This is a genomic window from Herbaspirillum rhizosphaerae, assembly GCF_046025915.1.
GTDB classification, from domain to species: domain Bacteria; phylum Pseudomonadota; class Gammaproteobacteria; order Burkholderiales; family Burkholderiaceae_D; genus Herbaspirillum; species Herbaspirillum rhizosphaerae_A.
Genome location: NZ_JAQQFR010000006.1, coordinates 263,732 through 286,542, shown reverse-complemented (window position 1 = coordinate 286,542; position 22,811 = coordinate 263,732). Strand labels below are relative to the sequence as shown.

The window sequence follows — 22,811 nt, the reverse complement described above, 5'->3', positions numbered from 1 at the left end:
GGTGAGGCCACATCCGTATTGCGCCGCTTGCTGATGCTTTATTTCTTATTCTTTTGCTGCAACTGCTTGTTCAAATTTTTTGGTAGTTTATATCACGAAGTTTAATGCAGCAATCAGTAAACATCCTAAGAAGGTTGCAAACCCATTACCTATGTAGCATTACAAGAAAAAGAAAGCACTGTTATTTAGTAACACAAATGCTGCACCGCCCCAAAAACAGGCGCACGAAGAACCTCAATCACCAAACAAGGGCGTCACCTGATTGATGCGTCGCGGCGAAAAATTGCAGCAGGAATGCGACCCGGAATGCCGCTGGGGAGCGTGAACGGAGAAAACAAAAATCCTCTCGCGTCACGAGATGGTGCATGGGGTGAAATTGCGCTTTGCAGCAGTCCGACTCAGCGAACCGATCAAAAACACTGGGTGGATTTTTTGCAACAGAATCGGATCGTGGAGACGGAGGGCGTCGCTACAGAGAAAAAGAAGAGAAGGAAGGAACGTCATAACAAGAAGAAGTACAGCGAAGGACAAGATGCTGCACTCCTCGACACTCAGCATCGTGCCCCGTGCAGACGAGAAGCAGTTCAGCTTTCCATCGCCATCAGCTTCTTGCGCAAGACGGTCAGACCATGCCGCAGTTGCGCGATCTCCTCTTCGGAGTTATCGCTCATGGCGAGATCGGTGACCTGATCGACGATCACCTTGGCTTGCCAGAACATCTCGCGTCCGCTCTCCGTAATCTGCACGACCACCGATCGCTTGTCCTGCGCCGACGTGCTCCGCTCAATCCATGCTCGCGCCTCCATTGCATGCAGGATGCGGGTGACGCGCGTGCGTTCGTAGGCCGTCCATTGCGCCAGCTCCTGCATCGTCAACGGCCCCTTGCGCAACACCGCGCTCAGGATCCGGTATTCCGTGGGGAGGATTTCCAGCGGCCGCAAGGCATCCTGCAGCAAGTGATTGCGCCGATACACGACTTGCGTGCACAGGAAGAAAAGATGCGTTTCCAGTTCCGATTGATTTGACTGATCTGACATTTTTTTAATAAACAAGAATTGACGATATCTCTGCAGCGTCCCGACAAGCCGGCAATTACTCTTCCAGCGGCAAGGCCAGGGTTTCCTTGATTTCTTCCATCACGACATAACTCTTTGACTGCGCCGCTCCCGGCAGTTGCAGCAGGATGTCGCCGAGCAGCTTGCGGTATTCCGCCATGCCGCGGATACGCGCCTTGATCAGATAGTCGAAGTCGCCCGACACCAGATGGCATTCCTGCACTTCAGGAATGCGCAACACCTCACGGCGAAACTGCTCGAACATATTGCCCGATTTGTGGTTCAGCGTAATCTCGACAAACACCAGCAGGGTCGCCCCCAGCGTCTCCGGATTGATGCGCGCGTAATAGCCGCTGATGACGCCATCGCGTTCCATACGCTTGACGCGCTCGATGCACGGCGTGATCGACAAGCCGACCTGTTCGCCGAGGTCTTTCATCGAGATGCGGCCGTCCTTTTGCAGGACCGCCAGGATCTTGCGATCCAGCTTGTCCAGAGTGCGTACTGAAAGCTGCTGCGTTCTCATGATTTATTCTCGTTTTTACTAATTAATACACAAACAAAGACTACTTAATTCTCAATATCATAGTTTTAAATTCTAATTAAACACAACTATTTCAGGGAATTACCATGCGTGTCGTTATTTTGGGCAGCGGCGTCATCGGCGTCACCAGTGCTTACTACCTCGCCAAGGCAGGTCATCAGGTCACGGTGCTTGATCGCCAGCCCGGTCCGGCACTCGAAACCAGCTTCGGCAACGCCGGCCAGATCTCGCCCGGCTACGCTTCGCCATGGGCTGCGCCCGGCATTCCGCTCAAGGCCCTGAAGTGGATGTTTGAAGAACACGCTCCACTGGCGATCCGCCTGGACGGCACGCTGCAGCAATTGCGCTGGATGTGGCAAATGCTGCGCAACTGCAATGCCGGCAGCTACGCCGTCAACAAGGAACGCATGGTGCGCCTGGCTGAATACAGCCGCGACTGCTTCCGCGAACTGCGCGCCGACACCGGCATCGATTACGAAGGCCGCCAGCAAGGCACCCTGCAACTATTCCGCACGCAGGAACAGTTCGACGGCGCGCAAAAGGATATCGACGTACTGCGCCAGACCGGCGTGCCCTACGAGCTGCTGACCAGCAATCAGCTCGCCGGCGCCGAACCGGCACTGGCCAAAGTCAGCCACAAACTGACTGGAGGCCTGCGCCTGCCGAACGATGAAACCGGCGACTGCCAGCTGTTCACCACCAAGCTGGCGAAAATGGCCGAGGAACTCGGCGTGCGCTTCCGCTACGGCGTCGATATCGATGCGCTGGCGGTGGCCGGTGGCGAGATTGACGGCGTGGTATGCGGCAAGGAACTGGTCAAGGCCGACAGTTACGTCGTTGCATTGGGTTCGTACTCCACCAACTTCCTGCGCAACATCGTCGACATTCCGGTATATCCGCTCAAGGGTTATTCGATCACCGTGCCAGTGGTCAACGCCGAGGCCGCACCGGTATCGACTATCCTCGACGAAACCTACAAGATCGCCGTCACGCGTTTTGACAACCGCATCCGCGTGGGAGGTATGGCGGAAGTGGTCGGTTTCAACAAGGAGCTCAATCCGAAGCGCCGCGCCACGCTGGAGATGGTCGTCAACGATCTGTTCCCGGGTGCCGGCAATACGGCACAAGCCAGCTTCTGGACCGGCCTGCGTCCAATGACGCCGGACGGTACGCCAGTCGTCGGCGCCACACCGATCAGCAACCTGTTCATCAACAGCGGCCATGGCACGCTGGGCTGGACGATGTCGTGCGGCTCCGGTCAATTGCTGTCGGATCTGATTTCGGGCCGACGCCCTGCTATCGCTTCGGACGATTTGTCGGTGGCGCGTTATATGGGTCAGCAGCAATTCCACGCTACTGCGACTGCCTGATCTATCAGGAAGCTACCGAAAATCAGCAGCAGCGCTACAACCTACCAAGCCGAAGCCTCATGCTTCGGCTTTTTGTTTTTTGCGCGCTGTGGGCATTCGATAGTGTACGAGTGGCCCACGTAGGAAACGTCCCACACGCGCTGTCTGGTTGCGCTGACATTCCTTCCGAAGCAATGCGCCGATAATCAATCCATCGACGGTTGTATCTCACAATTCCCTCCGCCGTTTACGACGAAGACAATATGCCGGAGACTGCATTTCCAAGTCATTACCATGCAGCAAGGCCGCACTTGAACCTTGCTGCCGCCCGTTCGCTTAATGCATGTCATTGACCGCGATGGATTACACGGCACCTCCAGCATTTGTTAAGTCATCCGCAAACGCAAGTTCGCTTGAGGAAAGACCTTCGTATGCATACACAAGTCCATCGCGACGTGGCCTGCTCAGCAAACTCGGGCTCAACTCCGGCTGTGCCGAGTGCAAAGAAAATTGCCCGGGAAAGCGGTCTGCGCTATGTCAACGACGATACACCCGGCATCAGCCGCAAACGCGATCACGGCGATTTCATTTATATCGACAGCGACGGCAAGACCATCCATGACAACACCCTTCTCGCCCGCATCAAGGCGCTTGCGGTGCCGCCCGCATGGGAAGACGTATGGATCTGCCCGTGGGCCAACGGCCATATCCAGGCCACCGGACGCGATGCGCGTCAACGCAAACAATACCGCTATCACGCGCGCTGGCGCATCGTGCGCGATGAAGTCAAATATCAGCGGATGATCAGCTTTGCGAAAGTATTGCCGCAGATCCGTAAATGCCTTGAGCACGATCTCAAGAAACCCGGCCTGAGCAAACAAAAAGTACTCGCGACAGTCATTTATCTCTTGCAAGCCACACTCATGCGCGTCGGCAACGACGAGTACGCGCGCAGCAATCAGTCATTCGGCATGACCACGCTACGCAATCGCCACGTCAAGGTCGATGGCGCCGATGTCAGATTCCATTTTCGCGGCAAGAGCGGTGTGCAGCACACCATCAAACTGCACGATCCCTACATGGTGCGCATCGTGCGCAAGCTGCTCGATTTGCCGGGGCAGGATTTGTTTCAGTATGTTGATGAGGCCGGCGACACGCACAGCATTGGCTCCAGCGACGTCAACGACTACCTGCACGAGATTACGGGCGAGGATTACACCGCCAAGGACTTTCGCACTTGGGCGGGAACCGTGCTGGCAGCACTGGCGCTGAACGAATTTCAGCAATTTGATTCACAGGCCCAGGCGAAGAAAAACATCGTCCAGGCTATTGAGCACGTAGCCATGAAGCTGGGGAATACACCGACCATCTGCCGCAAATGCTATGTGCACCCTGACGTGATTTCTTCGTATCTGGACGGCGTCACGGCCGGCACACTCAAGAAACAGGTGCGCGACAATCTGGTTCACGACCTGCACGCGTTAAGCCCGGAAGAAGCTGCGGTGCTGGCGCTGCTGCAACAACGCTTGCAGGAAGAAGTCAAACCATCGAAATCTCGCAAGCGGTAGAAAAATTCATCGGCAGAAAATAAAAAACCGGTTTTCCATTTGCGTGGAAAGCCGGTTTTTCATGCGCGAGAGAATATAGCGCTAAGCAGCTGCAGGCGCCTTCTCCAGCTTCGGCAGGAAGGCTGCCAGCAAGCCGATCAGCGGCAGGAAAGCGCAGACCTGATACACAAAGAAAATATCGGTCACGTCGGCCAGCTTGCCCAGCAACGCCGCGCCAATACCACCCATGCCGAACGCGAAACCAAAGAACAAACCCGACACGGTGCCGACCTTGCCAGGCATCAGCTCTTGCGCGAACACCAGAATTGCCGAGAAGGCCGACGCCAGGATCATGCCGATGATGACGGTCAATACGCCAGTCCAGAACAGGTTGGCGTATGGCAGCATCAGCGTGAACGGCGCAACACCCAGGATCGATACCCAGATCACCAGCTTGCGCCCGACACGGTCACCGATCGGGCCGCCGACCACGGTGCCAATGGCGACCGCAAACAAGAACACGAACAGATGAATCTGCGCATCCTGCACCGACAGCTGGAATTTGCTGATCAGATAAAACGTGAAGTAGCTCGACAGGCTGGCCATGTAAAAGTACTTGGAAAAAATCAGCAGCAACAGGATGCTGACCGCCTGGATCACTTGCTTGCGTGGCAGTTGAACATAACCGGTGGCCTTCTTCTTCGCCTTGGTCTTGCCAGCCAGTTGCTGGCGTTGATACCAGTGACCGATCTGACGCAGCACGACGATGGCAATCAGCGCCGCAATGGTGAACCACGCGATGCTGCGTTGTCCGCCTGGGATGATGATCCATGCCGCCAGCAAGGGGCCCATCGCGCTACCGGCGTTACCGCCGACCTGGAACAGCGATTGTGCAAGACCATGGCGACCGCCTGATGCCATGCGCGCCACTCGCGAAGCTTCAGGATGGAAGACAGAAGAACCGGTGCCGACCAGCGCAGCAGCAACCAGCAGCACACCAAAATTCGGCGCGACCGACAGCAGCAGCAAACCGCACAAGGTAGAACCCATGCCGATGGCCAGCGAATACGGTTTGGGATGTTTGTCGGTGTAGAGGCCGACCAGAGGTTGCAACAGCGAAGCAGTCACCTGGAATGTCAGGGTGATCAGACCAATCTGGGCAAAGCTCAGATGGAAATTGCCCTTCAACAGCGGATAAATCGCCAGCAGCAGCGATTGAATCATGTCATTGAGGAAGTGCGAAAAACTGATCGCGCCAAGGACGCGGAAACCGGTTTTTTCTGCAGCCTGTTTTTCGGCTGCCTGAGGCATTTCCGGCGGGTTGAGCGCTGTCTCCATGATGGCCTGTTTTATTTTGGATTGGGAAACCCGAAATTTTAGACCTGTTGGTCCGATTTGTCTTTTGACGCCCCATTTTGGACCGCCCTGCCAAAAAGTGTCTTAACCCGCCTTACGAAAAGTCAGGTTGTAGCGACACTGGCCGGTCAGTTCGTGCACGCCCTCCGCCAGCGTGTCGACGCCATGAAAACGCAAACGCGACGGGCCGCCCCACACCACCACGTCGCCACTCTCGAGCCGCATGCGTACCGGCTTGTCAGCGCGCTCGTTGCCGCCGAAGAGGAAGGTCGCCGGCAACCCCAGCGACACCGACACAATCGGCTGCGTCATGTCGCCTTCGTTCTTGTCCTGATGCAGCGACATGCGCGCACCCGGAACATAGCGGTTGATCAGGCAGGCGTCCGGCATGAAGTTGTCGAAGCCTGCTGCATTTGCAGCGGCGACAGCCAACTTGACAAACACGTCCGGCATGGCAGGCCATGGCCGCTGCGACAGCGGATCGTCACGCTGATAGCGATAGCCGCGCCGGTCGGTGACCCAACCGAGTTCACCGCAGTTGCTCATCGCCACCGACATGGTGTAACCGCCCGGTGTCTGCATCTGCCGGAAAGGCGCTTGCGCGGTCACTTGGTCGATAGCCTGCACGAGAACAGCCACCTGCTCGTCGGCAAAGGCCCGCAGCCAAATCGCGCCGTCGTCGATACGTTCGACGGACGGCACGCGCAAGGCAGCGAACAGATCACCGGTCATGACAGAACTTCTCCTTCTCCCTCTTTCTCCAGCAGAGCCTTCTTGCGCTCGACGCCCCAGCGGTAACCCGACAACGAACCGTCCATGCGCACCACGCGATGACATGGGATCAATACGGCGATGGTATTCGACGCACAGGCGCTGGCGACGGCGCGTACTGCAGACGGCTTGCCGATGCGCTGGGCAATGTCGGAATACGTCACGCGCGCGCCGGCCGGGATCTCGCGCAGTGCTTGCCATACGCGTTGCTGGAAAGCCGTGCCGCGTACATCGAGCGGCAGGTTGAGATCGCCTTGCGGCGACTCGATGAAGCCGATCACTTTGGCGATCAGCTTTTCGAATTCGGCATCGCCGCCGATCAGCTCAGCCTGAGGAAATTGATCCTGCAGATCGCGTACCAATTGATCCGGGTCATCCCCCAGCGTAATCGCGCAAACGCCTTTGGCGGTAGTTGCCACCAGAATCGCACCCAGCCAGCACTGCGCGACCGCAAAACGGATCTGCGCACCGCTGCCACCGCTGCGATAGGCGCTAGGCGTCATCCCCAGGCGACCGGTAGATTCTGCATAAAACCGTCCGCTGGAATTGAAGCCGGCGTCATACATGGCATTGGTGACGGTATCGCTCTGCGCCAAGCCCTGACGCAAGCGCTGCGCCCGATGCGCTGCGGCGTAGGCCTTGGGCGTGACGCCGGTCTTGTCTTTGAAAATGCGATGAAAGTGGAAGCGGCTCATACCGGCGATCTGTGCCAAGTCGTCGAGCGAAGGCAACTCCTCTGCCTGCTCGATAGCTCGACAGACTGCGGCAATGGCCTGCGCCTGACGCTCAGCCAGTGCAGCTTCGTTCGGCTTGCAACGTTTGCAGGCGCGAAAGCCGGCTTGTTCTGCCTGTGCCACAGTATCGTAGAAGGCGACGTTTTCGCGGCGCGCCTGACGCGAAGGACACGATGGCCGGCAATAGACGCCAGTGGTGCGTACGGCATAGTAAAAACTACCGTCGGCGGCTTTGTCGCGTTGCGTGACGGCCTGCCAGCGCTGGTCGTCAGGACTGGCGACCAGTTTGGAAACCGGAGCGGATGAAATGGACTTGCTGGTATTCATACTGAACATGATGACACCTTTTAGTTACACGGTCATCGCAGTATGGTCGGCGGGAGGGAGCCTTACACTCCGCCTCTTGCTTTCAAATCCGGTATTGTTTCTCCGGAAAAATCAGGACGAAAACTTGATGCGCTGACGGCTTTGCGCCGGTTGCGTGACGTGATCCAGCGGCAGCACATGCGAGTGCTTGATCTGTTTCATGGTGATGTTGGATTTGACGTTGGTGACGCCGGGCAGGCGCAGCAGACGCGTCATCATGAACTCGGAAAACGCCGCCAGGTCGGGGGCGACGATGCGCAGGATATAATCCGCTTCGCCGGTGATGGAAAAGCACTCCATGATTTCCGGCATGCTCTGCACCGCTTTTTCGAACTGGTCGCCGCGTGTTTCGCCTTGGCGGTCGAGCGTAACGTTGGTGAATGCCGTGACGCCAAGGCCGACGACGGCCGGATCGAGCACCGCGGTATAGCGTTCGATGACATGCGCTTCTTCCAGACGCTGCACGCGCCGGCTGATCTGGGAAGTCGACAGGTGTACTTTCTGGCCGAGGGCGCTGTTGGTGATATGACCGTCGCGCTGCAACTCAGCCAGCAAGGCCAGATCAAACCGATCTACGGTGATAGTGCTCATATCGCCCTCTTTTCCCCATAATATTGAACAATTTGTGCATCATACCGCGACAAATGTGGAAATAACAATCACATTTTGCGTAACTCCTGCAATAAACTGGATTCATACATTACCCAGTACTGAGCTGGTGCAAGGCGCCCACAAGGCACCTGCCCCGCTCCACATTCCAGGAGACCATGATGGGCCAAGCCACGCAGATTACTTCCACCCGCAGCAGCACCGACCTGTTCGACAACCCCATGGGTACCGACGGTTTTGAATTCGTCGAGTACGCCGCACTGGACCCCATGCCGATCGCCGCCGTGCTGGAATCGATGGGATTCTCCGCTGTCGCGCGTCATCGCTCCAAAAACGTGACGCTGTATCGTCAGGGTCAGATCAACTTCATCCTGAATGCGGAGCCGGACAGCAATGCCACTGAATTCGCCAAGGTACATGGCCTCTCGGTCAACGCCATGGCCTTCCGCGTCAAGGATGCGGCTGCGGTCTACAAGCGCGCGCTGGAAATGGGTGCCGAAGGCGTACCGGCCAAGCTCGGCCCGATGGAACTGAACATTCCTGCCATCAAGGGCATCGGTGGCTCGCTGCTGTATCTGGTGGATCGCTATGGCGACCGCGGTTCGATCTACGATATTGATTTTGAGTTCTTCCCCAACGTCGAACGCCATCCGGTCGGTGTCGGCCTGACGTACATCGATCACCTGACGCACAACGTGGTGCGCGGCGCGATGGATAAATGGTCCTCCTTTTACGAGCGCCTGTTCAACTTCCGCGAGATCAAGTATTTCGATATCGAAGGCAAGATGACCGGCCTGAAGTCGCGCGCCATGACCAGTCCTTGCGGCAAGATCCGCATCCCGATCAATGAGAGCGCCGACGACAAGTCGCAGATCGAAGAATTCATCAAGCAGTACAACGGTGAAGGTATCCAGCACATCGCGCTGGGCACAGACGATATCTATCAGACTGTACGCACGCTGTATCAGCGCAAGGTGCCGCTGCAAGACACCATCAACACCTACTACGATCTGGTGGAGCGCCGCATTCCCGGCCACAAGGAAGACCTGGCAGCGCTGCGCGAATTGAAGATTCTGATCGATGGCGCGCCGACCGAAGGCCAGGGCCTGTTGCTGCAGATTTTTACGCAGACGCTGATCGGGCCGATCTTCTTTGAAATCATTCAACGCAAAGGCAATGATGGTTTTGGCGAGGGCAATTTCAAGGCATTGTTCGAATCGATTGAACTGGATCAGATCCGTCGCGGAGTCATCTAAACCTCGTTGATCCGAACGTTTAAATTATCAAAAATGCAATACCAGAGAGGCGTTCCGGGCGATCCGGAACGTCTCTTTATTTTTGTCTGGCCCTAGGGCCTGCTAACAATCAATTTGCGAGATGCGTTCCCGCCAGAAGGGTATGCAGGCAAACCGTACAACGCGGCCAGCGCGCCCTTCGGGCGGGAACCCTTCGGGAACGGCTGCAGGCGTCGCCTGCCGTTGTTGCAGCTCCTTGCCGTAGTGCCGCTACGTCGCGTCGCTGCGCCTAGGCAGTCAACGCCTGCCGCACGTTCGCACTCGCAAATTGATTGTTAACAGGCCCTTAAGAAATCGCAGATAAGGTCGTAAAAGGAGTACTACATCTGCAAGGGAACACCATGCCTGCCAGCGCTCAATTTGGAAAATACGCCGCCAACGCCGCTTCTGCCGTCGTCGAGGATATTTCCGAGCGTATCCAGCTGCTGACCCGCCAGATTCGTGAGCTGCAACAGCAATTGCAACAAATGCTGTCGTCCGTCTCCGAACAAGATCTGAACCAGCTGCGCCAACGTATCCAGGCGCACTATCAGGAAATCTTCCGCCTGGAAAAAGAGAAGGCCCAGAGCCGCAATCGCAGCAGCAGTTATCTCAGTGTCGTGCTGTCGGTTGCCACCAGCAACGCCTGAAGAAGATGCGCTTTTTCGGCGCGGCTTCAACGTCGCCCCACCTATTCCGCTTCACTCTTTCTTGCTCGCCACCAGCGCCGCCATGGCAGCGCCATTCGGCTGTGCGCCGCTGAGCAGACCGTCGACCACACCGGCACGATTTTGCACCGGCTGATTCTGGCTGACCTTCCATTTGCCGACCAGTTTTGTGATCGGAATTTCAATGCCGACGATGGCGCTGATCATCTTCTCGATATAGTCCGGCGGCGCGTCGCCGACTGACCATGGCTGCGCCATTGCAGCTTCATGATGCGTTGTCAGTCTGGTCACCAGCGCGCGCAGCCATTCGGCGTCATCGATGACGCGCAAGGGACCGCTGGCATGCACTACAGCGTAGTTCCAGGTCGGCACGGCTTTGCCGTTTTCTTTCTTGGTTGGGTACCAGGATGGCGAGATGTAGGCATCTGCGCCCTGGAAAACTGCCAGTACTTCGGTCGTCGCCACATAGTCTTTCCAGACCGGATTGGCGCGCGCAACGTGTCCGCGCAAAACGCCATGCTCGCCTTCTTCGGCGCTCAAGATCAGCGGAATATGATTGGCGTCCAGACCGGCCGACGACTGCGTAATCAGTGTCGATAAAGGATAGTCCTGCATCAGGCGATGCAAGACCTGACGGTCGGATTCGGCGAAATGGCTGGGTAGGTACACGTGTTTTCCTCGGTGTGATTAGATTGCTGTAAGCGACTTACTGTAACCGAGCCCGCCGGTTTTTTATAGCGGGCAAAACACTCGACAATGTTGGTCGCTCGTTGTGAAAAATTCGACAACGGGGCCATATCTCATCAATCCCTCATTGCGCACGGCAAGATACTGGGAATCGCGAGGGAAACATAATTAATTTTCAATATCACTAGAAATAATTCTATATATCCGGAATTCGACAAGAAAAACTGGAGTCGCCGAGATGAACAACCGATAAAGCCGGCATGTCACCAGTCTTTGCGAGGACAACATGCAAATTACATCATCAAGAACACTGTCCCAACGGCCTTCTCCAACCGATACTGATCGTGCACGTCAACTTGAGCAGGATCGTCGCAAGTCACAGAGTCTGAAAGCCGAAATCGCTGCTCTTGAGCGATACGCAGCGGACATTGACAAGCAAGAACTGTCACCGGAAAAAGCCAAGCAGCTTCGCGATCAAACTCAGAAAAAGATCGAAAATTTAAAAGCGCAATTGGTAGAAGCAGAAAGCCAGAGTGCAAAAAAATCGTCGCCATCAGAGGCAGACGAAGTTGACAAGAAAAAAATCGTCGGAAAAAACAAGAAGAATGATCCTGCCACCGCTGACGCTGCGGATAGTGACAAGAACGAGAACATCCCGCCTTATTTACCGGGAACGGCGACCGCACAGAAACGCGACGCAAGGAACAAGGACAAATCAGAGATATCCGTATCGGACGAAAAACAAATGGCCGATTTGAACGATCGCTTGCCGGCTGCAGAAAGCCAAGGAACAAGGAGAGGCCGAAAAAATAAATCCGTCGCCCCAAAGCACATCATTGCCGAGGACGTGTATGACGTCAAAGGAAAAACCGTCGCCTCGCAAAAAGGAGTATTCGTGGACACCAAAGTCTAACCGTAAGCCGCTCCCAGCCGGCACGCCAGTATTGTTACGTGCCGGCTGGCTCAACCGCGGGTACAGCTGTCAACGCCTGGCTCTGATGACGAAAATACACTGACTCGGGCTGGTGTCAGATTGCGGTATCCATTAAAAAACGGCGCCTGAAAAAATGCAGGCGCCGTTTTTTTGCGATGGTCGTTATCGAGCTGCGTGATCAGGCATGCCCCAGATACGCCTTGCGCACAGCATCATTGGCAAGCAGGTTGGCGCCGGTGTCGGCCAAGACCACGTGCCCGTTTTCCAGCACATAGCCACGGTCGGCCACACCCAGCGCCTTGTTGGCGTTTTGCTCGACGAGGAACACCGTTACACCGTTGTCGCGGATGGTGCGGATGATGTCGAAGATCTGTGCAATCACCAGCGGCGCCAGACCCAGCGTCGGCTCATCCAGCAACAGCAAACGCGGCTTGCTCATCAGCGCGCGGCCGATCGCCAGCATCTGCTGCTCGCCACCGGACATGGTACCGGCGCGCTGGTTGGTGCGCTCCTTCAGACGAGGGAACAAACCGAAGACGTATTGCACGCCCTCTTCGATTTGCTCATTCGTAGCGAAGAATGCGCCCATCTTGAGATTTTCCAGCACGGTCAGGCTTGGGAAAACGCGACGGCCTTCCGGCGAAATCGCCATGCCCATGCGCATGATTTCATGCGTCGCACGCTGGGTGATGTCCAGGCCTTCAAAGACGATCTTGCCGCTCGATGCGCGCGGCTTGCCGCACAAGGTCATCAGCAAGGTAGTCTTGCCTGCGCCGTTGGCGCCAATCAGCGTGACGATCTCGCCCTGCTGCACATTCAGCGATACGCCATGCAGCGCTTCGATAGCGCCGTAATGGGTATGTACCTGTTCAAACTGCAACATCATTCTTCTCCCAGGTAAGCTTTGATCACACGCTCGTCGTTGCGCACCTGGTCCGGTGTGCCGATGACGATCGGCTTCCCGTGTTCCATCACCAGAATACGATCGGAAATGCCCATGATCAGGCTCATGTCATGTTCGATCAGCAAGACGGCGACGCCGTGTTCGCGGCGCAGCTTGTCGATGAGCTGTTGCAGCTCTTGCTTCTCTTGCGGATTGAGACCGGCTGCGGGCTCGTCCAGCAACAGCAGACGCGGCTTGGTAATCATGCAACGCGCGATTTCAACGCGGCGTTGCAGGCCATACGACAAGGTACCGGCTTCGCGGTTGGCCAACGCGGTCAGGCCGAGCTGGTCGAGCCAGTAGGCGGCACGATCCAGCGCTTCCTTCTCGGCGCGGCGATAGCCGGGCAACTTGAGCAATCCCGACACCAGATTGTTATTGAGCTGATTGTGTTGGGCCACCAGCAGGTTTTCCACCACGGTCAGGGTCTTGAACAAACGGATGTTCTGGAAGGTGCGCACCAGCCCTTGTTGCGCCACGACGTGACTGGGCTTGCGTGCAATCGACGCGCCGGCCAGACTGATGTCGCCGGTGGTCGGCTGATAAAAGCCGCTGATGCAGTTGAAGACCGTGGTCTTGCCGGCGCCGTTGGGGCCGATGATGGCAAAGACTTCCTTGTCCATCACCGACAACGACACGCCGTCGACCGCCAGCAAACCGCCAAAGCGCATCGACAGATCCGAGACCTGCAGCAAAGTAGTATTAGTCGTCACGGGCATCATTTTGGCAACTCCACGTGAGGACGCGTTGCCGGCAACAAGCCCTGCGGACGCCACATCATCATCAACACCATCACCAGACCAAAAATCAGCATGCGGTATTCCGCAAAGCTACGTGCCACTTCCGGCAAAATCGTCAGCAGGATCGCCGCCAGAATCACACCCAGCTGCGAGCCCATGCCACCCAGCACCACAATCGCCAGAATCAATGCCGATTCAATGAAGGTAAAGGACTCCGGATTCACCAGCCCCTGGCGCGCCGCGAAGAAGCTGCCTGCCAGACCCGCAAATGCAGCACCCAGCGTGAACGCCGACAGCTTGATCTTGGTCGGATTGATACCCAGCGAGCGGCAGGCGATTTCATCATCGCGCAGTGCTTCCCACGCGCGTCCCATCGGCATGCGAATCAGACGGCTGGTCACGAAGTACGTGAACAGCACCAGCAGCAAGGCGACGAAATACAGGTAGATCACCATGTGACCACCCTGATACGTCAGGCCGAGCATTTCATGGAAAGTGGTACCGCCTTCAACGCTGGCGCTACGCGCCATTTCGATGCCGAACACGCTTGGCTTCGGAATGCCCGATACGCCATCCGGACCGCCGGTCAACGAGGTCAGGTTGTTGAGCAGCAAGCGAATGATTTCACCAAAGCCCAGAGTCACGATCGCCAGATAATCCCCACGCAAACGCAGCACGGGGAAACCGAGGATGAAGCCGAACAAGGCCGACATACCAGCAGCAATCGGCAGACACTCCCAGAAGGTAAAACCGAAGTACTGATTCAGCAACGCATAGGTGTAACCGCCGACGGCATAGAAACCAACATAGCCAAGATCCAGCAGACCGGCGAACCCGACCACGATGTTCAGGCCGAGACCAAGAATCACGTAAATCAGGGCCAGCGTCACCACGTCAACGTTGCCGCGTGAACCGAAGAACGGCCACACCACGGCAATCGCAAAGAGGATCAGCAAGGCGTACTTCTGTTGACGCGGCTGCAGCTTCGGCAACGCAGGCAGACGTACTCCCTTGGTGCTGCGCGTCAGTGCCGGCTTGATCAGCTGGAACACGAACACCGCCAGCACCGCGATCAGCACCGGCGTCCAGTGCGCCTGCAAGACCACCCGATAGCCTTCGAGCTGCAATTGCAGACCGAGCAGCGGCGTAGTCAGAATGGCGGTCAGAATTGCCGCCGCCACGGCGTTTTTAAATGTTGTAGGCATCAGACTTTCTCCACGTCCGGCTTGCCCAGCAAACCTGTGGGACGGAACAAGAGGATCAAGACCAGCAAGGCGAAAGACACCACATCCTTGTATTCCGCCGGCAGATAACCCGCCGCGAATGTCTCGGCCAGACCCAGCAGCACGCCGCCCAGCATCGCGCCGGGAATGCTGCCGATACCACCCAGCACAGCGGCGGTGAACGCCTTGATGCCGGCGATGAAACCGATGTAAGGATTGAGCTTGCCAATGGTCAGTGCGATCAGCACGCCGCCGACCGCCGCCAGCATCGCGCCCAGCACGAAGGTGAAGGAAATCACGCGGTTGGTATCAATACCGAGCAGATTGGCCATACCCATGTCTTCCGCACAGGCGCGGCAGGCACGGCCCATACGCGAGCGCGCGATGAACAGCGTCAGGCCGACCATCAACAGCAGCGTCACGCCGACGATGATCATGCGCGAATAAGGAATGGTGACGGTAAAGTCGCTGCCCATCTGGAATTCCAGCGCACCGGAAATCAGGACAGGAACCGACATGTCGCGCGAGCCTTGGCCGATCTGTACATAGTTCTGCAGGAAGATCGACATGCCGATTGCCGAGATCAGCGGCACCAGGCGCGGACCGCCGCGCAGCGGACGATAAGCGACACGTTCAACGGTCCAGCCGTACAGGCCGGTGACCACGACGGAGACGATCAACGCAGCGCCGAGCAGCAAGGGCAACGGGTAGCCCGCCTGCACGCCGATGGCGGTAAGCGTCACCAGGCCGACGTAGGAACCGATCATGTAAATTTCGCCGTGGGCAAAATTGATCATGCCGATGATCCCGTAGACCATGGTGTAGCCGATGGCGATCAATGCATAGATCGCACCCAGACTCAGCCCGTTGACGAGCTGCTGGGTTAGTTGTGGGAGCAGTTCATTCATAGGAAACCTGGCAAATATAGATGTGCAAATGCCCCATTCTTACCGCAATGGGGCATTTTGCATCGGACGTCAGTATGGACGACTACTGCAAGCCAGAGAAAAAATTACTTGGCTTCAGTCTTCGTTGCGTCTTTGTGCCATGTGAAAACAACAAACTTGAACGACTTCAGATCGCCCTTCTTGTCGTATTCAACCGTGCCGATTGGTGTCTTGAAGGAATTGGCGTGGATGTACGCTGCAACCTTGGTCGGATCAGTCGACTTGGTGGCGGTGATGGCATCGGCAATCACCTTCACACCCGAGTAAGCAGGCATCTGGAACGGGCCGTTAGGATCGCGCTTTTGTGCAGCGAAAGCCTTGACCAGTGCAGCATTGGCAGGATCGGCAGCGAAGTCGGCCGGCAGTGTGACCAGCATGCCTTCGGAAGCAGGACCGGCGATGGCAGTGATGTCCTTGTTGCCGACGCCTTCAGGCCCCATGAACACGGCTTTGACGCCTTGCTCACGCGCCTGACGCATGATCAGACCCATTTCAGGGTGATAGCCACCGAAGTAGACGAAGTCCACGCCTTGCGATTTCAGCTTGGTGATGACGGCGGAGTAGTCGCTGTCGCCGGCGTTCACGCCTTCAAACACGACGACTGGAATCTTTGCCGCTTCCAGACCGGCCTTGACCGAAGTCGCCACGCCTTGACCATAGGATTGCTTGTCATGCAGAACGGCAGCCTTCTTTGGCTTCAGCTTTTCAACCACGTACTTGGCAGCGGCAGGACCTTGCTGGTCGTCGCGGCCGATGGTGCGGAAAATATACTTGTGCGGTTTGGCTTCGGTCAGCTGAGGCGCAGTCGCCGACGGCGTGATCATCACGACGCCTTCGTTTTCATAGATATCGGAAGCCGGGATGGTCGAACCCGAGCAAACGTGACCGATCACGAATTTGATGCCTTGGCTGACGATCTTGTTGGCGACGGCCACGGCTTGCTTCGGCTCACAGGCGTCATCCATCAGGACGGCTTCAAACTTGTTGCCACCAGCGCCGCCGGCTGCATTGATTTGTTCGATTGCAGTCAGTGCACCGGCTTTGACCATGTCACCGTATTGGGCCACGGCGCCAGTCATCGGGCCGGCGATCGCGATCTTCACTGTTTCAGCCTGGGCTGTGCCGGCGAAGGAAACTGCGGATGCGACAACACCAACGGCGATGGCGATTTTTGTCAGGCGGCGGTTCAAAGGGGATACGGATTTCATTGAATTTCCTCCAATATATTTATTCGTTGCAGGCTGTAACCAACAACAACATTGAGCAGACGTTATAGACGTTACGTATGAACAAATACGAACAAAATACGAACAAAGCGCTTCATTTTTACTGATGCTGGCGCTATGGGGCAGGAGTGTAACATTTCCGTCATATACGACAGCTTTTTTTATGCGGATGCCCCCATATTTGCTCTTTTTGCGCATCCCGATAATATTTCACACATCTTTCATTCAAAAAACAAAAAAAATTAATCGATATTTCTATATATGATCTTGTTGCGCTGCACCCCGAGGTTCGCCCGGCATACGCTCGACAGACGCCCGCCAGCGTCCTGCCACCGCGTCCAAAGCAAACAGATACCCTGCTCTTCCAGATGCTCAATCAGGGAAGTGGCTTCTTTATCACTGGCGGGATAGGTCGGCAGAAGTCACAATACCGCACGACAACCCGCCACAGCCCGATGTCTCTTTGAGGGATGCCCTTTTCGCTCCATGATCATTAGCCACTCTTGCATGCTTTTGTTTCTTCGCAAAATCAACAACGTCGCCGGTTCGCTCATCCTCGCAATGACTGCAGGCTTTGCGCTCTACAGCAATCTGACGCCTGCAGCTCATGCTGCGGAGTTGCGGCAGTATCGCTACAACCAGATCAGCATCACGACCTGCCAGATTGATCTGCAACAAGACAACTTGCGCATGTATTGGAAGGATCCGGCCGGAACTATCTTCGGTACCTTTGCCAATCTGCGCGCATGGCTGCGTCCGCAAGGCAAGGATCTGACTTGTGCCACCAACGCCGGCATCTACGACAAAGAACATAAACCGCTTGGCCTCTATATCGAGAACGGCGTCACGCTGCGCAAGCTCAACACGCGCCAGAACGCCTACGGCAACTTTTATCTGCAGCCGAACGGCGTCCTTATCGTGGAAGAAAAACAGGCACGCATTGTCGATACCGCCAGCGTTGACAGCGACCGACCGCGCTGGTTGTCGCAAGCCCTGTACGCCACGCAGTCGGGGCCAATCATGCTGCGCAACGGCGAGATCAATACGGCCTTCGATCCCGGCTCCATCAACCTGTTCGTGCGCAATGCGGTCTGCATCGATCCGTCAAAGAAGGTCGTGCTGGCGATGGCAAGAAATCCCATCACCTTCCACGACTTCGCCCAGTTCCTGCGCGATAAATTGCAATGCGTCGATGCGCTCTACCTCGATGGCAACATCTCGCGCATTTATCCCTCGCTGGAAGCAGACATCGGCCCCTCCTTCGGCGCCATCATCGGTGTGGAAAAGCCGGTCACGCAAAAATAGACCGGCAGAGACGCATTACGCATATCGACATGCAAAATCATTCGTTCGTCCGGAACGAGCGATATGTGAACATCCCGCCTTGCCTTCGCCGGCGTCGTTGCCGGCTTACAGGCACAGACAACCTCGGGAGAAGAAATGCGTCGCTGGTCAATTTCAGTACTGTTCACCGTCCTTGCTCTGAGCGGCACTGCCGTGTCAGCACAAGATAAAACCAAGATCAAAGTGGGAGTTTCGGTCGGCAATTCGGAACAGACATTTGAAGTCGTGAAACGCGTTGCCGCCCGCGACGGCCTCGACATTCAGATCATCACCTTCAGCGATTACCTGCAACCGAATGAAGCACTCGCTGCCGGCGACCTCGACGCCAATGCGTTTCAGCACAAACCTTTCCTCGATAGCCAGATCAAGACGCGCGGTTACAAGCTGGTGCCGGTCGGCCTGACGATCACCGCGCCGCTGGGCATCTATTCAAAGAAATACAAGTCAATTGACCAATTGCCGCAAGGCGCCAGCATCGGTATCCAGAATGACCCATCCAACGGCAATCGCGCCCTGCTGCTATTGCAAAAAGCAGGTCTGATCAAACTCAAACCCGGTGTCGGCGAAAACGGTACCAACGCCACGCCGCTGGATGTTATCGAGAATCCAAAGAAACTGAAACTCGTGGAACTGGATGCCGCACAACTGCCGCGCTCGCTGGATGACCTGGCTGCCGCATCGATCAATAACGATTACGCTTTCAAGGCCGGTCTCTCTCTGCAACGCGACACCATCGCCGTTGAAGATGCTAAAGGCCGTTATGCCAATCTGATCGTGACGCGCGTGGAAGACAAGGACAAGCCTTGGGCGAAGAAACTGGTGAAGGCCTACCAGTCTGACGAAGTACGCAAGTTCATTGAGGCCGAGTTCAAGGGATCACTGGTGCCGGCATTCTGAGCGGCATCATCGGTAGACGACAGAAAATCATGTCGCGCCAGAAGAAAAAAGACCCGCAGCAATGGACTGCGGGTCAAATTCCCTTTCAAGAGGGAGGTTGAAGGAACAGTTCAACCATTTTTAGGATTCCCTCCTCACCACAAAGTTCGCATTTCTTCAAAAACACTTTCAAATTTGCTTCATTGGCTTCATTTGAGGCTGAACGTGAAAACGCCCATCCCGGATTTCTCCGGCATGGGCGTTATTCCACTACCAAACCAATACGAAAAACCTGCGTGCCCGAACTCTTAAGCCCGCACGCGACCTGAAGTGAACCTTAAGGCTTCTTGTCGGTGTTGGTAGCGTTGTCGGCCGGCGGGGTTGCCGGTGGCGCTGCATCTGCAGGTTTTGCATCAGCTGCCGGTGCTGGCGGCGGCGTCATGGCTGGTGGAGTTGGCGTTGCCGGTGCAGGTGTGGCGGCAGACGAATCGCTGGCCGCTGGTGCAGCCGGCGCCTCATCGCGTTTGTTACACCCCGCCAGCAAGGCGGTAAACATGACAGAAGCTAACACTGCGTGACGTACTAACATAGTTCCTCCAATGAGTTATTGAACACAAGTTGAACATAAGTGACTCCATGCACAAATTTAGATGCGCTCAGGTTCAATTGTTCCCGCCCGGCAGGCCGCATCTTGTAGGAGAATGGACATTCTTTGCGTAAGTCTTTGCGACAATCCATTCCAACAATTCCTTCTTCGCTCCCGCATGCCGAATAAACCTTCATTTCTGACCTCAACACTGTTTTTTTGTATTGTTTCTTTAGCACTGCCACTCTTCGCGCATGCCGAGATAACGCCGTTGACAGGCGAGCAATGCGCAACGATGCAACAGAACAAAGTCCTCAGCACAGAAAACCCGGTGAAATGCGAACGCCTGATGCAGGTCTCGTTTGCCTATCAGGATTTTGAAGGACGCCGTCACGATGATGGCCGGCTGGTTGTGCTGGATGTCGTTGCACCGCAAGTGCAAGCAATCTTCAATGCGCTGCTGCAACGCGGCTTCCCGTTGCAAAAGGCAAGATCGTTGGAGGCATATCAGGGCGACGATGAGGCATCGATGTCGGACAACAATACTTCCGCCTTCAATGGCCGCCCGATGACGGGTGGCAGCACCTGGTCGAAGCATGCCTATGGCGTCGCCATCGATATCAACCCACTGCAGAATCCCTATATAAGCAAGGACACCGACAAGCAAGTCGTCGTATTGCCTCCTTCCGCGCGTGGGCAGTACCAATCACGCGTGCCCGTGCGCGCGGGCATGGCCGAAGAGGTGCGGGATATCTTTTTTAGGCACGGGTTCATGATCTGGGGCGGGAATTGGAAGCAACCAATCGACTACCAGCATTTTGAAATCGGCAGCAGAGACTTCATTGCCCACTTGCTGAGTTTGCCGCTGCAACAGGCGCGTCGTGAGTTTTCTTCTTACGCCGCGACGTATGCGACCTGCATGTCTGATAGTGCGATAGCAAATCTGGCAATACGAGGGAAAGCCTGCGCCGGCAAAAGTAAACGCTGAAACCGAAAAAAACGCACGCGTTCAGCGTATTTCAAGCAGAACACGCACCGCTTCACGACGCGCTGCGCCACTCACATCGCCGCGCAGCAAAATCTCGCTGCGTTGCTGCAAATAGTGGCGTGCCGCGGCCTGTTTAAGCGAAGGCAGCGTTTGACTCAGGGTGTCGATCAGCAGAGGCGTCAACCGATCCAGCTCCGGCCGGATATCGCGAGCCAGATCCGGAGGCGCGATAAAACGCTCACGCTTTTCCCTGCGCCACTGCGCATGCAGATCCAACTGAATCAACTTGCCGGCATCGAATTGCGCCTGAAAGAAACGACGCATGAATGCTTTCTCGTCCTCGCTTGCACTTGTCAGCGATGCGCTCAGATCATCCAGAATCTTCTGTTCACGCACCGGATCGTTAATGGGCGCACCGGAATTCCACTTTGACTGGGCGACCATGACAGCGACGTTCAAACGCTGATCCATCAACGTCAACAAACGATCAATCTTTTGCTGGTCGGCGGCAGGTATATCGGTCGGCAGCGACTGGCAGGCCGAGAGCAGCAACGATACTGCCAGCACTTTCCACAGCAAGAGCAGCAAGCTATTTGTTTTATTTGTCTTCATTGGCGTCATTCTGATTTCCATTTAGCTGTCGATATGTTTTGCTCTGCATCGTTATTCTTGTGCTACATGACCAAATAGCTAGTTTCTCATAGCTGCTTTCCCACAGCCAATTCCCACAGCTGTCGGCACTTTAAGACTTTTCCTATATGTCGAACGAGCCGAATTCTCCACAATGCAAGGCATCCGAATCCACTAGCGATGTCCCATGCAAATTGTCTTTCTCATCTGGCCTGTCCTGCTATTGCCCGTTCTGCTGGCATGGCTGACGCGCCCCGGCCAAAGCAGCAATCGGCTCACCACGCCAAGCTTACCGGCAACCACTACGACAGCGACAACCATGACAGCGCCAGCACAGAAAGTTGCCAGCCACAGTCCTGCCCATCGCAAGGAAGCGCAGCGCGCCTCTCTTGAAATGCTGGAACTGGCTGTCGCGCAACGACGCCGTGAATCACCCGCCTATCGCCTGGCAGCACAAATCGCGTATCAGGAAATGCAACAGATGCGTGATGAACCGGAAGAACTTGCCCTGCCATCGTCCCCTAAACAATACATGCCACCGGCGACACACAAGCTCGGCACGCACAACAGTTTTCGCAACACCCATCGGCATCCCCTCGCCCGCCTCGGCTGAATACGCTAGCCTTCTTTGCGTTTGTTAAGAAGAGAAGCTGCCCGGCCATAAACGTAAAGCTGTGTAAGTTATTCCGCACGTCATGAGACGAGCCGTCTTCCTCGCCTATACTGGCCTCGCTGGATCGACACTACAGAATTCGTTTCTTCATCAGAGGGGTGCACCATGACGATCAATACCGTTTCTTCTTCCAATGCAGCGACAGCTGCTCACGCGCAACAAGCTGCCAAACGCAAACCATCGACCGTAGACTTTGCCAAGGTCATGGCCAGTACTGCCGGCGATATCAAGACCGATACCAACACTGCGACAAAACAAGGCAATTCGAGCTCCGTCACGGCAGTTGCTCAAAACGCCGACGGCACCAAGGTCAGCAGTTAAGTCTTCAGTGAGTTGTTTTCGCCGGAAAGTAAAAAAGCCACGTTCGCGTGGCTTTTTTATTGCTGTCGATAGTAAGACGGCGACGCGCATCATAAAAATGATGCCGTGAAATGCAAAAAACCGCTGAGAGCCAAAAGCTATCAACGGTTTTCAACATGTTTGGTTGCGGGGGCAGGATTTGAACCTACGACCTTCGGGTTATGAGCCCGACGAGCTGCCAGACTGCTCCACCCCGCGTCTGAAGAAAAAGATTATATGACATATTCGCGAACTATGCAAACCTATTACTGGAATTCTTTCCCTACTCTGCTTTTATCCGCACCACGCGGACGCACTGAGCTGTAGCAACGCGGCCGCGCGCACCGCCGACGATAAAAGAGTATCCCTACAGACGACAGTGATACACTTCTACCCGCACTT

Annotated in this window: 24 protein-coding genes and 1 tRNA gene; 10 read left to right on the top strand and 15 right to left on the bottom strand. The window is 55.8% G+C overall.

The annotated features are described in order from the left end of the window. Positions 1-584: 584 nt before the first annotated feature. Complete coding sequence (locus tag PQR63_RS11720) at positions 585-1,037, bottom strand: MarR family winged helix-turn-helix transcriptional regulator (protein ID WP_408168038.1); 453 nt, start codon at positions 1,035-1,037, stop codon at positions 585-587. A gap of 55 nt (positions 1,038-1,092) precedes the next feature. Beyond that, positions 1,093-1,581: an Lrp/AsnC ligand binding domain-containing protein gene (locus PQR63_RS11715; RefSeq protein WP_007882305.1), complete on the bottom strand. Its 489-nt coding sequence runs from the start codon at positions 1,579-1,581 to the stop codon at positions 1,093-1,095. A gap of 104 nt (positions 1,582-1,685) precedes the next feature. Here PQR63_RS11715 and PQR63_RS11710 point away from each other — a divergent pair, with 104 nt between their 5' ends. Continuing rightward, complete coding sequence (locus PQR63_RS11710) at positions 1,686-2,969, top strand: D-amino acid dehydrogenase (protein WP_408168037.1); 1,284 nt, start codon at positions 1,686-1,688, stop codon at positions 2,967-2,969. Positions 2,970-3,379: 410 nt separating this feature from the next. Next, positions 3,380-4,516 carry a DNA topoisomerase IB gene (locus PQR63_RS11705; RefSeq protein ID WP_408168036.1) on the top strand — a complete coding sequence of 379 codons (1,137 nt, stop codon included), beginning with the start codon at positions 3,380-3,382 and terminating at the stop codon, positions 4,514-4,516. An 81-nt stretch (positions 4,517-4,597) separates the two neighbouring features. Here the strand turns inward: PQR63_RS11705 and PQR63_RS11700 are convergent, their stop codons facing one another. The 4 genes from PQR63_RS11700 to PQR63_RS11685 all read right to left on the bottom strand — a co-directional run bounded on the left by PQR63_RS11700 (position 4,598) and on the right by PQR63_RS11685 (position 8,313). Beyond that, positions 4,598-5,833, bottom strand: coding sequence for an MFS transporter (locus tag PQR63_RS11700; RefSeq protein ID WP_408168035.1), 1,236 nt, complete (start codon positions 5,831-5,833; stop codon positions 4,598-4,600). Positions 5,834-5,935: 102 nt separating this feature from the next. Next, positions 5,936-6,583: a DNA oxidative demethylase AlkB gene (gene alkB, locus PQR63_RS11695; RefSeq protein ID WP_408168033.1), complete on the bottom strand. Its 648-nt coding sequence runs from the start codon at positions 6,581-6,583 to the stop codon at positions 5,936-5,938. Further along, complete coding sequence (gene ada / locus PQR63_RS11690) at positions 6,580-7,683, bottom strand: bifunctional DNA-binding transcriptional regulator/O6-methylguanine-DNA methyltransferase Ada (RefSeq protein WP_408168096.1); 1,104 nt, start codon at positions 7,681-7,683, stop codon at positions 6,580-6,582. Before ada ends, alkB begins: the two co-directional genes overlap by 4 nt. A 111-nt stretch (positions 7,684-7,794) precedes the next feature. After that, positions 7,795-8,313: an Lrp/AsnC family transcriptional regulator gene (locus PQR63_RS11685; protein WP_007882311.1), complete on the bottom strand. Its 519-nt coding sequence runs from the start codon at positions 8,311-8,313 to the stop codon at positions 7,795-7,797. A gap of 179 nt (positions 8,314-8,492) precedes the next feature. Between PQR63_RS11685 and hppD the strand changes: the two genes are divergently transcribed. Next, a complete protein-coding gene (gene hppD, locus PQR63_RS11680) occupies positions 8,493-9,587 on the top strand; it encodes a 4-hydroxyphenylpyruvate dioxygenase (protein WP_408168095.1) in 1,095 nt (364 codons plus the stop codon). A 380-nt stretch (positions 9,588-9,967) separates the two neighbouring features. Further along, positions 9,968-10,255: a hypothetical protein gene (locus PQR63_RS11675; RefSeq protein WP_408168032.1), complete on the top strand. Its 288-nt coding sequence runs from the start codon at positions 9,968-9,970 to the stop codon at positions 10,253-10,255. A 51-nt stretch (positions 10,256-10,306) separates the two neighbouring features. On the opposite strand, the gene PQR63_RS11670 is transcribed toward PQR63_RS11675, so the two are convergent. Further along, complete coding sequence (locus PQR63_RS11670; RefSeq protein WP_408168031.1) at positions 10,307-10,942, bottom strand: FMN-binding negative transcriptional regulator; 636 nt, start codon at positions 10,940-10,942, stop codon at positions 10,307-10,309. A 304-nt stretch (positions 10,943-11,246) separates the two neighbouring features. Here PQR63_RS11670 and PQR63_RS11665 point away from each other — a divergent pair, with 304 nt between their 5' ends. Then, entirely contained in the window at positions 11,247-11,873 is a 627-nt protein-coding gene (locus PQR63_RS11665) for a hypothetical protein (RefSeq protein WP_408168029.1), read from the top strand. A 199-nt stretch (positions 11,874-12,072) separates the two neighbouring features. Here the strand turns inward: PQR63_RS11665 and PQR63_RS11660 are convergent, their stop codons facing one another. The 5 genes from PQR63_RS11660 to PQR63_RS11640 form a co-directional block, all read right to left on the bottom strand. Beyond that, the gene (locus PQR63_RS11660; protein ID WP_408168094.1) at positions 12,073-12,777 is read right to left on the bottom strand and encodes an ABC transporter ATP-binding protein; all 705 of its coding nucleotides are present in this window, start codon (positions 12,775-12,777) and stop codon (positions 12,073-12,075) included. Further along, complete coding sequence (livG, locus tag PQR63_RS11655; protein WP_408168028.1) at positions 12,777-13,559, bottom strand: high-affinity branched-chain amino acid ABC transporter ATP-binding protein LivG; 783 nt, start codon at positions 13,557-13,559, stop codon at positions 12,777-12,779. Before livG ends, PQR63_RS11660 begins: the two co-directional genes overlap by 1 nt. Next, positions 13,556-14,782 carry a high-affinity branched-chain amino acid ABC transporter permease LivM gene (locus PQR63_RS11650; protein ID WP_408168027.1) on the bottom strand — a complete coding sequence of 409 codons (1,227 nt, stop codon included), beginning with the start codon at positions 14,780-14,782 and terminating at the stop codon, positions 13,556-13,558. The genes livG and PQR63_RS11650 overlap by 4 nt, the downstream gene beginning before the upstream one ends. Then, positions 14,782-15,708 carry a high-affinity branched-chain amino acid ABC transporter permease LivH gene (gene livH, locus PQR63_RS11645; protein WP_094564309.1) on the bottom strand — a complete coding sequence of 309 codons (927 nt, stop codon included), beginning with the start codon at positions 15,706-15,708 and terminating at the stop codon, positions 14,782-14,784. The genes PQR63_RS11650 and livH overlap by 1 nt, the downstream gene beginning before the upstream one ends. 104 nt (positions 15,709-15,812) lie before the next feature. Continuing rightward, complete coding sequence (locus PQR63_RS11640) at positions 15,813-16,955, bottom strand: branched-chain amino acid ABC transporter substrate-binding protein (RefSeq protein ID WP_408168026.1); 1,143 nt, start codon at positions 16,953-16,955, stop codon at positions 15,813-15,815. Positions 16,956-17,480: 525 nt separating this feature from the next. Here PQR63_RS11640 and PQR63_RS11635 point away from each other — a divergent pair. Then, on the top strand, positions 17,481-18,278 hold the full coding sequence (locus tag PQR63_RS11635) for a phosphodiester glycosidase family protein (RefSeq protein WP_408168025.1): 798 nt from the start codon (positions 17,481-17,483) through the stop codon (positions 18,276-18,278). Positions 18,279-18,413: 135 nt separating this feature from the next. Next, on the top strand, positions 18,414-19,214 hold the full coding sequence (locus PQR63_RS11630) for a MetQ/NlpA family ABC transporter substrate-binding protein (RefSeq protein WP_408168024.1): 801 nt from the start codon (positions 18,414-18,416) through the stop codon (positions 19,212-19,214). A 316-nt stretch (positions 19,215-19,530) separates the two neighbouring features. Here the strand turns inward: PQR63_RS11630 and PQR63_RS11625 are convergent, their stop codons facing one another. After that, positions 19,531-19,782, bottom strand: a complete 252-nt coding sequence (locus PQR63_RS11625) for a hypothetical protein (RefSeq protein WP_408168022.1) — start codon at positions 19,780-19,782, stop codon at positions 19,531-19,533. Between the two features lie 112 nt (positions 19,783-19,894). On the opposite strand from PQR63_RS11625, the gene PQR63_RS11620 reads away from it, so the two are divergent. Next, positions 19,895-20,767: a M15 family metallopeptidase gene (locus PQR63_RS11620; protein WP_408168021.1), complete on the top strand. Its 873-nt coding sequence runs from the start codon at positions 19,895-19,897 to the stop codon at positions 20,765-20,767. Between the two features lie 21 nt (positions 20,768-20,788). Here the strand turns inward: PQR63_RS11620 and aroQ are convergent, their stop codons facing one another. Further along, positions 20,789-21,379, bottom strand: a complete 591-nt coding sequence (gene aroQ, locus PQR63_RS11615; protein ID WP_408168020.1) for a gamma subclass chorismate mutase AroQ — start codon at positions 21,377-21,379, stop codon at positions 20,789-20,791. Between the two features lie 205 nt (positions 21,380-21,584). Between aroQ and PQR63_RS11610 the strand changes: the two genes are divergently transcribed. Both PQR63_RS11610 and PQR63_RS11605 read left to right on the top strand, forming a co-directional pair. Continuing rightward, the gene (locus PQR63_RS11610) at positions 21,585-22,010 is read left to right on the top strand and encodes a hypothetical protein (RefSeq protein WP_408168019.1); all 426 of its coding nucleotides are present in this window, start codon (positions 21,585-21,587) and stop codon (positions 22,008-22,010) included. A 165-nt stretch (positions 22,011-22,175) separates the two neighbouring features. Then, positions 22,176-22,391 carry a hypothetical protein gene (locus tag PQR63_RS11605; RefSeq protein WP_408168018.1) on the top strand — a complete coding sequence of 72 codons (216 nt, stop codon included), beginning with the start codon at positions 22,176-22,178 and terminating at the stop codon, positions 22,389-22,391. Positions 22,392-22,551: 160 nt separating this feature from the next. Here the strand turns inward: PQR63_RS11605 and PQR63_RS11600 are convergent. Next, positions 22,552-22,628 (bottom strand) — tRNA-Met (locus PQR63_RS11600). Between the last annotated feature and the right edge of the window lie 183 nt (positions 22,629-22,811).

Coding starts and splice junctions, on each gene's coding strand:
- PQR63_RS11715 (WP_007882305.1), bottom strand. CDS start 1,581: ATGAGAACGCAGCAGCTTTCAGTACGCACTCTGGACAAGCTGGATCGC.
- PQR63_RS11665 (WP_408168029.1), top strand. CDS start 11,247: ATGCAAATTACATCATCAAGAACACTGTCCCAACGGCCTTCTCCAACC.
- ada (WP_408168096.1), bottom strand. CDS start 7,683: ATGAATACCAGCAAGTCCATTTCATCCGCTCCGGTTTCCAAACTGGTC.
- PQR63_RS11635 (WP_408168025.1), top strand. CDS start 17,481: ATGCTTTTGTTTCTTCGCAAAATCAACAACGTCGCCGGTTCGCTCATC.
- livH (WP_094564309.1), bottom strand. CDS start 15,708: ATGAATGAACTGCTCCCACAACTAACCCAGCAGCTCGTCAACGGGCTG.
- PQR63_RS11710 (WP_408168037.1), top strand. CDS start 1,686: ATGCGTGTCGTTATTTTGGGCAGCGGCGTCATCGGCGTCACCAGTGCT.
- livG (WP_408168028.1), bottom strand. CDS start 13,559: ATGATGCCCGTGACGACTAATACTACTTTGCTGCAGGTCTCGGATCTG.
- PQR63_RS11720 (WP_408168038.1), bottom strand. CDS start 1,037: ATGTCAGATCAGTCAAATCAATCGGAACTGGAAACGCATCTTTTCTTC.
- PQR63_RS11700 (WP_408168035.1), bottom strand. CDS start 5,833: ATGGAGACAGCGCTCAACCCGCCGGAAATGCCTCAGGCAGCCGAAAAA.
- hppD (WP_408168095.1), top strand. CDS start 8,493: ATGGGCCAAGCCACGCAGATTACTTCCACCCGCAGCAGCACCGACCTG.
- PQR63_RS11625 (WP_408168022.1), bottom strand. CDS start 19,782: ATGTTAGTACGTCACGCAGTGTTAGCTTCTGTCATGTTTACCGCCTTG.
- PQR63_RS11675 (WP_408168032.1), top strand. CDS start 9,968: ATGCCTGCCAGCGCTCAATTTGGAAAATACGCCGCCAACGCCGCTTCT.
- PQR63_RS11685 (WP_007882311.1), bottom strand. CDS start 8,313: ATGAGCACTATCACCGTAGATCGGTTTGATCTGGCCTTGCTGGCTGAG.
- PQR63_RS11610 (WP_408168019.1), top strand. CDS start 21,585: ATGCAAATTGTCTTTCTCATCTGGCCTGTCCTGCTATTGCCCGTTCTG.
- PQR63_RS11660 (WP_408168094.1), bottom strand. CDS start 12,777: ATGTTGCAGTTTGAACAGGTACATACCCATTACGGCGCTATCGAAGCG.
- PQR63_RS11630 (WP_408168024.1), top strand. CDS start 18,414: ATGCGTCGCTGGTCAATTTCAGTACTGTTCACCGTCCTTGCTCTGAGC.
- PQR63_RS11605 (WP_408168018.1), top strand. CDS start 22,176: ATGACGATCAATACCGTTTCTTCTTCCAATGCAGCGACAGCTGCTCAC.
- aroQ (WP_408168020.1), bottom strand. CDS start 21,379: ATGAAGACAAATAAAACAAATAGCTTGCTGCTCTTGCTGTGGAAAGTG.
- PQR63_RS11620 (WP_408168021.1), top strand. CDS start 19,895: ATGGACATTCTTTGCGTAAGTCTTTGCGACAATCCATTCCAACAATTC.
- PQR63_RS11705 (WP_408168036.1), top strand. CDS start 3,380: ATGCATACACAAGTCCATCGCGACGTGGCCTGCTCAGCAAACTCGGGC.
- PQR63_RS11640 (WP_408168026.1), bottom strand. CDS start 16,955: ATGAAATCCGTATCCCCTTTGAACCGCCGCCTGACAAAAATCGCCATC.
- PQR63_RS11650 (WP_408168027.1), bottom strand. CDS start 14,782: ATGCCTACAACATTTAAAAACGCCGTGGCGGCGGCAATTCTGACCGCC.
- alkB (WP_408168033.1), bottom strand. CDS start 6,583: ATGACCGGTGATCTGTTCGCTGCCTTGCGCGTGCCGTCCGTCGAACGT.